This is a genomic window from Terriglobus tenax, assembly GCF_025685395.1.
GTDB lineage: Bacteria > Acidobacteriota > Terriglobia > Terriglobales > Acidobacteriaceae > Terriglobus > Terriglobus tenax.
On record NZ_JAGSYA010000004.1, the window covers coordinates 1,409,161 to 1,422,159 of the forward strand.

Annotated in this window: 9 protein-coding genes; 5 read left to right on the top strand and 4 right to left on the bottom strand. The window is 60.4% G+C overall.

Features of this window, described 5'->3' with window-relative positions; all coding sequences use genetic code 11:
- Positions 1-16: 16 nt before the first annotated feature.
- A complete protein-coding gene (locus OHL13_RS11340; RefSeq protein ID WP_263410237.1) occupies positions 17-775 on the bottom strand; it encodes a TIGR00266 family protein in 759 nt (252 codons plus the stop codon).
- Positions 776-952: 177 nt separating this feature from the next.
- Here OHL13_RS11340 and OHL13_RS11345 point away from each other — a divergent pair, with 177 nt between their 5' ends.
- The 4 genes from OHL13_RS11345 to OHL13_RS11360 all read left to right on the top strand — a co-directional run bounded on the left by OHL13_RS11345 (position 953) and on the right by OHL13_RS11360 (position 7,976).
- On the top strand, positions 953-1,813 hold the full coding sequence (locus OHL13_RS11345) for a TIGR03435 family protein (protein ID WP_263410238.1): 861 nt from the start codon (positions 953-955) through the stop codon (positions 1,811-1,813).
- Positions 1,814-1,840: 27 nt separating this feature from the next.
- The gene (locus tag OHL13_RS11350) at positions 1,841-2,692 is read left to right on the top strand and encodes a TIGR03435 family protein (RefSeq protein ID WP_263410239.1); all 852 of its coding nucleotides are present in this window, start codon (positions 1,841-1,843) and stop codon (positions 2,690-2,692) included.
- A 120-nt stretch (positions 2,693-2,812) separates the two neighbouring features.
- Positions 2,813-5,851: a carboxypeptidase regulatory-like domain-containing protein gene (locus OHL13_RS11355; protein WP_263410240.1), complete on the top strand. Its 3,039-nt coding sequence runs from the start codon at positions 2,813-2,815 to the stop codon at positions 5,849-5,851.
- Between the two features lies 1 nt (position 5,852).
- On the top strand, positions 5,853-7,976 hold the full coding sequence (locus OHL13_RS11360) for a VWA domain-containing protein (protein WP_263410241.1): 2,124 nt from the start codon (positions 5,853-5,855) through the stop codon (positions 7,974-7,976).
- On the opposite strand, the gene OHL13_RS11365 is transcribed toward OHL13_RS11360, so the two are convergent.
- Positions 7,977-9,392 (bottom strand): Gfo/Idh/MocA family protein, encoded by a 1,416-nt coding sequence (locus OHL13_RS11365; RefSeq protein WP_263410242.1) that lies wholly within the window; start codon positions 9,390-9,392, stop codon positions 7,977-7,979.
- 132 nt (positions 9,393-9,524) lie between these two features.
- Between OHL13_RS11365 and OHL13_RS11370 the strand changes: the two genes are divergently transcribed.
- Positions 9,525-10,844 carry an aminotransferase class V-fold PLP-dependent enzyme gene (locus OHL13_RS11370; protein WP_263410243.1) on the top strand — a complete coding sequence of 440 codons (1,320 nt, stop codon included), beginning with the start codon at positions 9,525-9,527 and terminating at the stop codon, positions 10,842-10,844.
- A 98-nt stretch (positions 10,845-10,942) separates the two neighbouring features.
- Here the strand turns inward: OHL13_RS11370 and manD are convergent, their stop codons facing one another.
- Together manD and OHL13_RS11380 are read right to left on the bottom strand one after the other, a co-directional pair.
- Positions 10,943-12,151: a D-mannonate dehydratase ManD gene (manD, locus tag OHL13_RS11375; RefSeq protein WP_263410244.1), complete on the bottom strand. Its 1,209-nt coding sequence runs from the start codon at positions 12,149-12,151 to the stop codon at positions 10,943-10,945.
- Positions 12,152-12,172: 21 nt separating this feature from the next.
- Complete coding sequence (locus tag OHL13_RS11380) at positions 12,173-12,931, bottom strand: SDR family NAD(P)-dependent oxidoreductase (protein ID WP_263410245.1); 759 nt, start codon at positions 12,929-12,931, stop codon at positions 12,173-12,175.
- Between the last annotated feature and the right edge of the window lie 68 nt (positions 12,932-12,999).

The following is a 12,999-nucleotide window of genomic DNA, read 5'->3' on the forward strand; positions in this document are numbered from 1 at the left end:
CAGCCGGACCTTTCGTTTAGAAGCGGTCGCGGAGGACTGCGCCGACGATGCCACCGATGGCTCCTGCACCGGCATCTTCGCGGACACGTTCGGTGGTCATGTACTCCTGCAGGGAGTGGGCGAGGCGCGAGAGCGGCAGCGTCTGCAGCCACACGCGCCCCGGGCCGGTGAGCTGGGCCAGGAAGATACCGTCGCCGCCGAAGAGCATGTTCTTGATGCCGGGGACGGTGGTGATCTGAAAGTTGACGTTGCCGTGGAAGGCGCCGACATGGCCCGGATGGACGCGCAGGACTTCGCCAGGCTGCAGGTCTTTGACGACGACCTCGCCGGAGAGTTCGAGCCAGGCGGTGCCGTGGCCTGCGACCTTCTGCAGAATGAAGCCTGAGCCGCCGAAGATGCCTGCTCCGAGTGATTGCTGGAAGCCGACGCCGATCTGGATTTGCGAGGTGGCGCAGAGGAAGCCGTGGCGGTGAATCATGTACTCGTGGCCGGGTGAGACCTCGACAGGGACGATGTGGCCGGGAACCTTGGTGGCGAAGGCGACCTCACCGGGATAGTTGAAGGCTCGGTACTCGGTCATGAAGAGTGAGCCGCCGCCGGCCATGCGCTTGATGGCTCCGAAGAAGCCGCCGCCACCGCCGTACTGGGTGTGGGTCTGCATCTGGATGGACTGCGACATCCAGGAGAGCTCGCCTGCTTCGGAGATGACGGAGTCGCCGGGTTCGAGCAGAAATTCGAGGACGGGCATGGTGGTTCCGGTGATGCGGCTTTGCATAAGGGTGGTGCTCCTTCGAGTGGATTCTACGATGGAGAGGGCTCCGCGGTTCCGTATTCGGAGGAGGCAGCTGCGTGGAGAATGGGCGTGGACTGGCGATGGTGGCGCTGATAGTCTCGCAAAAAAGACTTTGTTTCCTGCCTAACCAATAGGCGTTCCAGCTGTCCAAAAGCCACCATGGGAAAACTCACGAATCTTCTTCTTGCGCTCTTCGTGTGCTCCATTGCCTGCAGCGGCGTGGCGCAACAGACTGCGACTGTTCCGCTTAGTCCAAGCTATGAAGTTGCCAGCATCAAGCCAAGCAATGCGACGGATAACCGCGCCATGCTGATGTTCCGCGAGGGTCGTTTGCAGATGAAGAACTTCCCTCTTATCGGACTGATCAGCTTTGCTTACGACATCAAGTCCGACACCCTGCTGACCAGTGTGCCGGAGTGGGTGAAGTCGGAACGGTATGACGTAGAGGCAAAAGAAGAGGAAGCAGAGGCCAAGGAAGTAGCCAAACTACCGCAGGAAGAGCGCACGAAGATTTCGCGATTGATGGCGCAGAAGCTGCTGACGGAGCGGCTGCATCTGAAGCTGGTTCCGGAGCCGAAGGAGTTGCCGGTCTACCTGCTGGTGGTGGCGAAGTCTGGTGCGAAACTGCAGCCGGCAAAGCCGCCGGTGGAGGGGCAGGAGCCTGCCGCGGGGCCGGGTGGGCCGCGGATGCGGCGCGGCATCATGATGAGCGGGCCGGGAGATTTCTCCGGTATGGACGCCACAGTGGAGCTTCTGGCAAACGTGGTCTCGCACGTGCCGGAGACGAGCGACCGGCTGGTGATTGATAAGACCGGCCTGACCGGCCACTATGACTTCCATCTGAAGTGGACACCGGAGATGGCCGGCTCTGCCGCCCGGGGCAACGATGGCGCAACCGCAGAAGCCGGGCCATCGCTGTTCACGGCCCTGGAAGAACAGCTTGGCCTGCGGCTGGAACGCGGCAAGGAAACGGTAACCACCTACCGGGTGGAAGCCATCGATCATCCGACAGAGAACTAAATCAGGGGAGCTTTCGTATAGATGGCCATGCAGAGACTTCTGGCACTTACTTTCTTAGCGGCTACGTGCGCCGTACAGGCTCAGACCGTGCCGCAGAAGCACAGCTTTGAGGTGGCATCGGTTAAGCCGTCCGCTGCGAACAATGACAATGTCAGCGTGAACACCACGCCCCACCGTATGCAGTTTGATAATGTGCCGCTGCAGCAGATTCTGTTGATGAGTTTTGGCATCCGGTCTGCTTCGCAGCTTGAGGGGCTTCCGGACTGGGCAACAAGCGCGCGCTACAACATTGATGCGAAGACAGACGAAGAGACCTCCGCGGCCATGGCGAAAGTGCCGCGCGAGGAGCGGCAGAAGTGGCAGCAGGAAATGATGCAGAGCATGCTGGAGGACCGCTTCCACATCAAGTTCCACTGGGGCAAAAAGGATCTGCCGGTGTATGCACTGACGGTGGCGAAGAGCGGCAGCAAATTGAAAGAGGCTGTTATGCCACCTTTGCCGCCGGATGCTGATCCGAAGTCGAAACCGAAAGACCCCGGGACGAGCTTCAGCGTGAGCGATGGGACCATGGACGTCAAGAATGCCAGCATGGAAGCGTTTGTGGATCACCTGTCACGTATGGGCGAGATGGATGGGCGCGTTGTGCTGAATCATACGGGCCTGACGGGCCGGTATGACTGGACGCTGGAGTGGTCTCCGGAGCGGCCGCAGGCGGGCTTTCATGGCACCGATGGCGGCGGAGCCGCATCGGCAGCCGATACCTCGAAACCGACACTCTTTACCGCGCTCCAGGAGCAGTTGGGATTGAAGATGGAGCAGGACAAGGCTCCGGTGGACTTGTTGATCATCGATCACCTGGAACAGCCGACGGAGAACTAAGTCCATGCCCCGACACTTTATCCCGGAACAAAAATGACTGGCGCGCGTATTGCCGTGTAGCGCACTATTACTACATCCGTAGTAGATATCTAGAGGACGGTTGCATTGGTCAGGAAAAAGATGAGTTTGTTTCGAGCCTTCCAGAAGGTGTGTGCACCGCTTCTGCTGGTGTCTGCCGCGTTTGCCGCTGACCAGCGCGGACAGGTACTGTATGGCGGCTTCCCTGTTCCAGGAGCCGTGATTACAGCGACGCATGCCGGAACGACAGCTACGGCCGTAACCGATGAACAGGGCTTCTACACGCTTGTGAACCTGGCCGACGGCGCGTGGTCAGTGAAGGTCAGCAAGCCTGCCTTTGCAACGGTGACGCAGGAAGTAAATGTCTCCGCCGCCGCGGCCGATGCGGCAAAGTTCGAACTGAAGCTGCTGCCGCTGGCAGAGATCCATGCACAGCCTGCCGACCAGCCGATTGCCCCTGTCGTGACCGCAAGCGCAACGCCTGCCGTCACCAAAAAAGGAGACGGCAAAGAGGAAGCAGCTGCGCCCGCCGCGACGCAGGAGGCGAAGAACAATGACGGCCTGCTGATCAACGGCAGTGTGAACAATGGAGCCTCTTCTCCGTTTGCGCAGTTTGCCGCCTTTGGCAACCGCCGCAATCACCGTGCGCTTTATAACGGCAGCGTGGGAGCAATCTTTGGCAACGCAGTGTTTGACGCGAAGCCATACTCCATCTCTGGCCTGAATGTGGACAAGCCTGGCTACTACCGCTTTACCGGGCTGGCAACGCTGGGCGGGCCGCTGCGGATTCCGCACCTGATTACGCGCGTGGTGAATGCTCCGACCTTTTTTGTGGCCTACCAGTGGTCGCGGAATCGCAATGCCACCTCTTACTCGGCGTTGATGCCGACACAGGCGCAACGCAACGGCGATCTGTCCGCGGTGACGACGCCGATCATCAACCCGGTAACGGGAGCTCCGTATGCCAACAACCAGGTGCCGATATCGCCGCAGGCGGCGGCTCTGCTGCAGTATTACCCGCTGCCGAACCTGGCTGGAAGCTCGCGCTATAACTACCAGACGACGCTGCTGAACACCTCGCATGCGGACGCTCTGCAGGCGAGAGTGGATAAGACGATTGACCGCAAAAACCAGGTGTATGGCAGCTTCAACTTCCAGTCGCTACGCGGGTCGTCGAACACGGTATTCCACTTCGTGGACCGGACCAAGAATGTTGGCCTTGCGGGAGGCGCGAACTGGTCGCACCGCATCAATGGCCGCTGGTCATTCAACGTGGGCTACAAGTTTGCGCGGCAGACCCAGCGCACGACCGCGTACTTCCAGAACGGCGTGAACGTGAGCGGCAATGCTGGCATTACCGGCAACAACCAGGACCCGTTCAACTATGGGCCGCCGACACTGTCGTTTGCCAGCGGCATTGCCGGACTGACGGACAGCATCCCTGCCTTCAACCGCAACCAGACGCAGACAGCAACCGGCGCCGTGCAGTGGAACCGTGGCCGGCACAATGTGACCTTTGGCGGAGAGTATCGCCGCCAGCAGTACAACTATTTTACGCAGCAGAATCCGCGCGGTGCGTTTGCCTTTACCGGAACGGCGACGGGCAATGACCTGGCAGGCTTCCTGGTGGGCGTGCCGGACACAAGCCAGCTGGCAACCGGTAACCCGGACAAGTACTTCCGGCAGAACCAGATCACGGCCTATGCAACGGACGACTTCCGCATGACACCGACCTTCACCGTCAACGCGGGCATTCGCTGGGAGTACGGAGCGCCGATCACCGAGTTGAAAGACCGCATGGTGAACCTGGATATTCTGCCGGACTTCAGTGCTGTGTCACAGGTACTGGCCTCGTCACCGACGGGCAGACTGACCGGACAACATTATCCTGATTCGCTGGTGCGGCCCTTCCGCAAGGGCTTCCAGCCGCGCGTGGGCATTGCATGGCGGCCGATTCCGGCGTCGTCGGTGGTGGTGCGTGCGGGTTACGGTATTTACTTCGACACCTCGGTCTACCAGACCACCGCGTTGAAGATGGCGCAGCAGGCTCCGCTGTCGACGTCACTTTCCGTCCAGAGGTCAAGCACCTGCCCCATCACGCTGGCCAACGGCTTCCAGAACTGCGCCGGCATTACGTCGAATACCTTTGCGGTGGACCCGCGGTTCCGCGGCGGATATGTGCAGGACTGGCAGCTTGCCGTGCAGCGTGACCTGCCGTTCTCGCTGCAATTGACGGCGACGTATAACGGGTTGAAGGGGACCCATTCCGCGCAGCAGTTTCTGCCGAACACCTATGCCTATGGAGGCACGGATCTTTGCCCGTCGTGCCCGAACGGCTATACGTACCTGACCTCTGGCGGCAACTCCACGCGCAACGCCGGACAGGTGCAGCTGCGCCGGCGCCTGCATAGCGGGTTTACGGCAACAGTGGATTACACCTACGCCAACGCGATCGACAATGCGTCGTTCCTTGGTGGACAGAATGCTTCCTCTGGTACGGGGACGACGTCGCAGAATCCGTTTGCGGTGGCTGCTCCAACGACGACCAACGATACGACGATTGTGCAGAACTGGCGCGACCTTCGCGCAGAGCGTGGGCGTTCGGCCTTCAACCAGCGGCATACGCTGGCTTTGACCGCGCAGTACACCAGCGGTATGGGAATGCATGGCGGAGCGCTGATGAACGGTAAGAGCGGCACCCTGCTGAAGGAGTGGACTCTGCTGGGGCAGATTGTTGCCAACAGCGGCCAGCCGCAGACACCGATCTATCCTGTGGCAACGCCCGGCACCGGTGTGACCGGCAACCTGCGCGCACAGCTTACGGGGGCAGATGTCTATGCCGCGCCCGCGGGACTGCATCTGAATCCCGCGGCGTATACGACTCCGGTTGCCGGAAGCTTTGGCAACGCGGGGCGGAACTCGATTACGGGCCCCGGGCAGTTCCGGTTGAATGCGTCGCTGTCGCGTACCTTCCGCGTGAAGGGCGATATGAACCTGGACATTCGGGCGGATGTGACCAATGCGATGAACCATGTTGCGTTTACGCGCTGGAACACGACGCTGACTTCCACACAGTTTGGTCTACCCGCGGCTGCCAATGACATGCGCTCCGTGCAATTCACTTCGAGGCTGAGGTTCTAATATGCGCAAACTGCTGCCATTGCTGCTGATTCCATCGCTACTTGCCCAGCAGACCGGCTCCAACAAGGCGTCGGCTGACGGGCAGGAGCAGGTATTCACCATGCGTGTGACCTCAAACCTGGTGGTTGAGACGGTCACGGTGAAGGACAAGAAGGGCAACCTGATTCCTGGCCTGACGGCGAAGGACTTCACCATCACGGAGAATGGCGCGGAGCAGAACATCCGCCTGTTCGAATTCCAGAAGCTCTCGGACCCTTCTGCGGCAGTGCCGCTGGAGCCATCGAAGAACGAGACGGAGAAGGTAAAGATTTACGATCGTCTGTCCCGTTCCCAGATCGCGGGTGAGTCGGCGGGAGCGACGAAGTATCGGGATCACCGGCTGATGGCGATGTACTTCGATATGAGCTCCATGCCGCCGGTGGACCAGTTGCGTGCGCTGCAGGCTGCGGAAAAGTTTGTCCGCACGCAGATGCTGCCGGAGGACCTGGTGTCGATTCTGCGGTATGGCGGCGGCGCGGTGGATGTGCTGCAGGACTTTACCGCGGACCGCAACCGGCTGCTGTCGATTCTGCAGACGATGATCGTCGGCGAAGGCCAGGGCATGGCAGGCGATAACTCCGGCGATGGGACTTCGGACCCGGGAGCGGCTTTCGGACAGGACGATGCCGAGTTCAACATCTTCAACACCGACCGGCAGCTTGCGGCGTTGCAGACGACGGCGGACATGCTGGGCCGCGTGAGCGAAAAGAAGTCTCTGCTCTACTTTGGGTCGGGACTGAGCCTGAACGGTCTGAACAACCAGGCCCAGTTGCATGCCGCAACGAATGCCGCGATTCGTGCGGGGGTTTCGTTCTGGCCGATTGATGCGCGTGGACTGGTGGCGACTCCGCCGATGGGCGATGCCACGCAGAGCTCGCCCGGCGGGCTGGCCATGTATACGGGCGCCTCAGCGACCTCTGTCACCAACGCGCGCGTGCAGTCGCAGGACACGCTGTTCGCTCTGGCGGAAGATACCGGCGGCAAGGCATTGCTGGATAACAACGATCTGACACGCGGCATCCGCAACGCGCAGCAGGCGATGTCGAGCTATTACCTGCTGGGCTACTACACCACCAATGCGGAGAAGGATGGAAAGTTCCGCCGCATCAAGATCACGCTGAACAACGGGCAGGAGGGGGTGCTGGAGTATCGCCAGGGCTATTACGCAGGCAAGGACTTCTCGAAGTTCAATACTGCGGATAAGGAGCGTCAGCTGGAAGACTCGCTGATGCAGCCGGACCCGGTAACCGACCTGACCATTGCGATGGAAGTGAACTTCTTCCAGTTGAATCGCGCGGAATATTTTGTACCGATCGCGGTGAAGATTCCGGGGCGTGAGCTGGCGCTGGCGAAGAAGCGTGGCGCACAGCACACGATGATCGACTTTATCGGTGAAGTGAAGGACAGCTACGGAAGCACCGTGCAGAACCTTCGCGATACGGTAGACATCAAGCTGACCGACTCGACGGCGCAGGAGCTGGCGACACGGCCGATCCAGTACGACGGCGGCTTCACCCTGCTGCCGGGCAAGTATGTCATCAAGTTCCTGGCGCGTGACAACGAAACAGGCCGAATCGGCACTTACCAGGCCAGCTTTACCGTACCGAACCTGAACAAGCAGACGGAGCGGCTGGCGATCAGCTCGGTCGTTCTGAGCAGCCAGAGGGTAGCGACTTCGCAGGCGCTGTTCAACGTGGAGAAGCAGAAGCAGCAGGCGAAGAACGATGCGGTAAACCCGCTTATGATCGGCGGGGAGAAGCTGATTCCTTCCGTGACGCGTGTCTTCCATCATGCGCGTCCGGCAACGATCTTCCTGCAGGCGTATCAGCAAGGCACCACCCCGGCTGAGCCTCTGTTGGCCTATGCCACCTTCTTCCGCACACACGATGGAAAGCAGGAGGTGGCGATGCAGACGCCGACGGTGATGGCATCCAACGCAAGCGCGACGCAGCTGCACGTTACACCGATTGCCATGACGATTCCGCTGGACCAGCTTGAACCGGGCGAGTACACCTGCCAGGTGACGGTGCTGGGGGCGGCGGACCAGAAGAGCTTCTTCTGGCAGGCGAAGGTGCAGGTGCAGTAGCTAAGCCAGCACGTAGGGTTTACGCTGTGGACGGCTGAGGTAACGGTTGGCATCTTCGTCGTTGAGGAAGTGCTCTTTCACGGGGTCCCAGCGCAGGCGGCGGCCTGTCTTCATGGCGATGTGGTGGACCAGGCAGGTAGAGCAGGCGCGATGACCGATCTCTGCCGGGGCAATGGGTTGCTTGCGGGAACGGATGCAGTCGAGCCAGTTTCCGTGCTGGTCCTCGCTGTAGTAGAGATGAACCTCGCTGGGACCGATGACGCTGTCGAGAATCTTCGGGTCGCTGGCAACCAGCGGCTCGATCTTTGCCTTCTCGCCAAAGCCGGCGGTGGGCGTCGTGCCTTCGTCGCGACAGACGAAGATCCAGCCCTTGGTGCCGTAGAACTTGATGCCGTTCTGGAACTCGCCGCTGATGGTCATGGTCATGCCGTTGGCGTAAACAGCATTAGTCTTGAAGGCTCCGTGTACGTCCCATAGTCCGGACTTCGGAAACTCGGCTGTTCCCCACACCTCCACCGGGCCGGTAAGTTCGGTGTTCATGCCCCAGTGCGCGGTATCAACGTGGTGCGCGCCCCAGCCGGTGATCATGCCGGCGCCGAACTGTTCACAGCGCAGCCAGCCCGGACGGTCAAAGCTGTTGGTGGGCATGACACGATCGAGCGTGTAAGGGACCACAGGCGTGGAGCCGAGCCATGCGTCGTAGTTGAAGCCCGCAGGCACAGGCATCGGCGTTGGGTCTCCGCCGGAGGGATCACCCGGCAGGCCGATCTCAACATGCTTGATCTCTCCAATGCGGCCGTTGCGCACCAGTTCGCAGGCCCGGCGGAACTGCTTCCAGGAGCGCTGCTGGGAGCCGATCTGCAGGATGCGGCCTGACTTGTTCACCGCCTCGACCATCGCGCGGCCCTCGGCGATGGTGAGCGAGGCAGGCTTCTGCAGGTAGACGTCTTTTTTCGCCCGCACGGCAGCTACGGCCAGGATGGCGTGCTGGTGGTCGGGCGTGGAGATCACCACGGCGTCGATGTCTTTGTTGGCCAACAGATCGTGATAGTTGCTGTAGCCGACGGTGCCCTGGTAGGGCTTGCCTGATTTTTTTGTATAAACGCCGTCGATCAGTTCCCTGCCCAGCTTTACGCGGTTCTCGTCCAGATCACAGACGGCGAGAATGTGCGCGTTGTCGTACTTCCAAAGGCCGGGCAAATCGTGGATACGGGAGATGCGGCCCACGCCGATGGCACCGATGTTGATGCGGTTGGAAGGCGCGTTCTGGCCAAAGACACTGCGCGGCACGATGGTGGGGAAGCCGGCTGCCGCAGCGGCGGCCACGGTGGTCTTCAAAAACTGGCGGCGGGATGACTGGGGCTTCTCAAACGGCATGAACAGAACCTCGCTGTCTACGGAAACGCGCAACGGCATGGCCGTGGAGCCCGACCATAGTACATAGTTCGATGGGCGAAGTATAAGGGTTTTGTGACAACGGCTGGAGTATGTGGACTTACCCGGGGACAGGTGTTTGCAAGATCGTCAGTATTTACGCGAAGGAAGAGAATGCCCTACAGTGCTGGTATGGCTCAGCATGATCGTCGCTCCTTTCTGAAGATGACGGCCCTCGCCGGCGCATTTTCGACCACCAGTCTGTTTCAGCAGGCCCATGCCGAGGAATGGCAGGCTGCCGGCAAGGCTGTCCACCATATGGACCCGGCCTCGGTCTCGCAGAATGAGGACTTCTGGAGCGTGATTCAGCGCGGATATTCCGTCAGCCCGTTGATTATGAACCTGAACAACGGCGGCGTTTCGCCTTCGCCGATTGTGGTGCAGCAGGCGGTGGAGCGCTACAACCAGATGACCAATGAGGGGCCGTCGTACTTCATGTGGCAGATTCTGGACCAGGGCCGCGAACCACTGCGCGCGAAGTTGGCACGGCTGGCCGGCGTCTCCGCCGAAGAGGTTGCCATCAACCGCAATGCGACCGAAGCCCTGAACACGATCATCTATGGCCTGCCGTTCAAGGCGGGCGATGAGGTGCTGGGCTGCAAGTTCGATTATCCGAATATGATGAACGCCTACCGCCAGCGTGCGGAGCGTGACGGCATTGTGTATAAGCAGATCACCTTCGACTTCCCGGTGGAAGATGTCGACGCCATTGTGAAGGCCTATGAGCAGGCGATGACGCCGAATACCAAGCTGGTCCACATTACCCATGTGGTGAACTGGGTAGGCCAGATTATGCCGGTGCGGCAGATTGCCGACATGGCACATGCTCATGGGGCTGAGGTGATTGTGGACGGGGCGCACTCCTTTGGCCTGCTGGACTTCAAGATCAGCGACCTGCACTGCGACTACTTTGGCACCAGCCTGCACAAGTTTCTGTCCGCACCGATTGGCAGCGGCATGATGTGGGTAAAGCAGGACAAGATTGCCAAGCTGTGGCCACTGACCTGTTACGGCGACGGCCACAGCCCGAACATCCGCAAGTTTGAGGCGCTGGGCACGCGCAGCTTCCCGATTGAGCAAGGCATTGGCGAGGCGATCAATTTCCATGAGGCCATCGGCTCACGCCGTAAGCAGGAGCGCATCTTCTACCTGAAGAACTACTGGGCAACGCGCGTGAAGGACATCAAGGGCGTGAAGCTGCACACGTCCCTGAAGCCGGAGTTCTCCTGCGCCATCAGCGGCGTGAGCGTGGAAGGCTATACGCCGACCGAGCTGATGAACACGCTGTTTGACAGGTACAAGATTCACACGGTCGGTATCGACTACGAAGGGCAGCGCTGCATTCGTGTGACACCGCATGTGTACACCACGCTGGCGGACGTGGATAAGTTCGTCAATGCCATTGATGAGCTGGCTGCAAAAAAGAAGGCTTGACGCAACGGCAGATCAGTTCTGGAGCAGGGCAGCTTCGGCTGCCCTGTTTTATGCCCAGGCGGACCGGGTACCCACGAGGATGCAGGACAAACGGCGCATTACCAGTCAGTCAGTGTGCCATCGAGTTTGCGTGCGATGGGAAGATAGGCGCGCTGGTAAGGGTGCTTTGCGGCGAGGGCTTCGTCGATCTCGACACCGAGACCGGGGCCATCGCCGGGATACATGTAACCTTCGCTGAAGCGATATGCGTGCGGAAAGACCTCGTCCGTAAGAGCCGTGTGCGGCATGTGTTCCTGGATGCCGAAGTTGTGGATGGCCAGACCGAAGTGCAGAGCCGCGGCCATGGTGACGGGAGAAAGATCCGTCGCTCCATGGAAGCCGGTACGCACCTGGTAGACCGAGGCAAAGTCGGCGGCCTTCTTCAACGCGGTGATGCCGCCGCCGTGAACGATGGTCATGCGCAGGTAGTCGATCCACTGGTTGCGGATGAGGTCATGCGCGTCCCAGAAGGAGTTGAAGACCTCGCCCGTAGCGATGGGCGTAACGGTGTGCTCGCGGATAAGGCGGAAGGCTTCCTGGTTCTCCGCGGGTGTGGGGTCTTCCATCCAGAAAAGGTGATATGGCTCAAGCGCTTTGCCGAGCCGTGCCGCTTCAATCGGCGTAAGACGATGATGCACATCGTGTAAAAGGTGCAGGTCTTCGCCGCAGGCTTTGCGGACGGCCTCGAACAGCCTGGGAGCGAAGTTCAGGTACTTCTCGGTGGACCACAGGCTCTCGCCGGGCAGGCCACGTTCGGCGGGCTCATAGGGCTTGCCGGACTTGGGTACGCCGTAACTGGAGGCGACGCCGGGGACACCGCTCTGCGCGCGCACGGCAAGATAGCCCTCAGCCGCGTGCTTTTGCACGCTGTCGATGGCTTCCGCGATATCTGATCCGTTGGCGTGGGTGTAGACCAGCACGCCTTCCCTGCTTTTGCCGCCGAGCAGGTTATAGACCGGCGTGTCCAACGCCTTGCCCTTGATGTCCCAGAGGGCAACATCCACGGCGGCGATGGCGCTCATGGTGACAGGGCCTCGGCGCCAGTAGGCTCCACGGTAGAGGTACTGCCAGATATCTTCGATCTGGAAGGGGTCGCGGCCAATCAGGCACGGGATAACGTGCTCGGTGAGATAGGAGGCGACGGCAAGCTCGCGGCCATTGAGCGTGGCGTCCCCCAGTCCGTAGATGCCTTCGTCGGTCTGGATCTTCAGCGTGACGAAGTTGCGGTCAGGGGAGCAGATGATAAGTTTTGCTGATTCGATCTTCATACATCCTGCCTCAAACAGAGATTACTGGTTGACACCGCTGGCCAGGAAGCCGCCATCGACGGCGATGATCTGCCCGGTGGTAAAGCTGGTTTCTCGTGCCGCAAGATAGACGGCCGTGGACACAAGCTCGTCCGCTTCGCCGAAGCGAGCCATGGGGGTACGCATCAGCAGTTCCTGCCCGCGCGGACTGTCGATGATTTTGCGGTTGAGCGCTGTTGGAAAGATGCCGGGGGCGATGGCGTTGACCGTAACACCGGAACGCGACCACTCCACCGCGAGCGAACGTGTGAGCGAGGCTACCCCGGCCTTGCTGGCGCCATAGGGAGCGACCTCATGAAAGGCGGTGAAACTGGCCAGCGATGCGATGTTGATGATGCGTCCAAACCCCTGTTGCAGCATGACGCGGCCAAAAACCTGGCAGGCGCGCAGTGTACCGGTCAGGTTCACGTCCATAATCTGGTTCCACAGGGCTTCATCCACATCGAGCGTAGGGATGCGTTTGGTCATGCCGGCTGAGTTGACGAGAATCTCAACCGAGCCAAACTCTGCGAGCACGGCCTCACGCAGGGCTTCCAGGGATGCGCGGTCAGAGACATCACTGGCGATGGGCAGATGCTTCGCGCCGGTGGCCGCAAGCTCCTGTGCCGCGGCATCCACCGATGCCTGCGAGCGCGAGGTTGCGACAACGTTGGCTCCATGGCGTGCCAGCCCGAGGGCCAGCGCTTTTCCTAAACCCGATGTGCCGCCGATGACGACGGCTGTCATGCCGGAGAGATTCATGTAAACGCCTTTATCCGTTCGGTCTCTGATGGTATCTCGACTGAGGCTTCCCTGGCGCGTTTTGATGC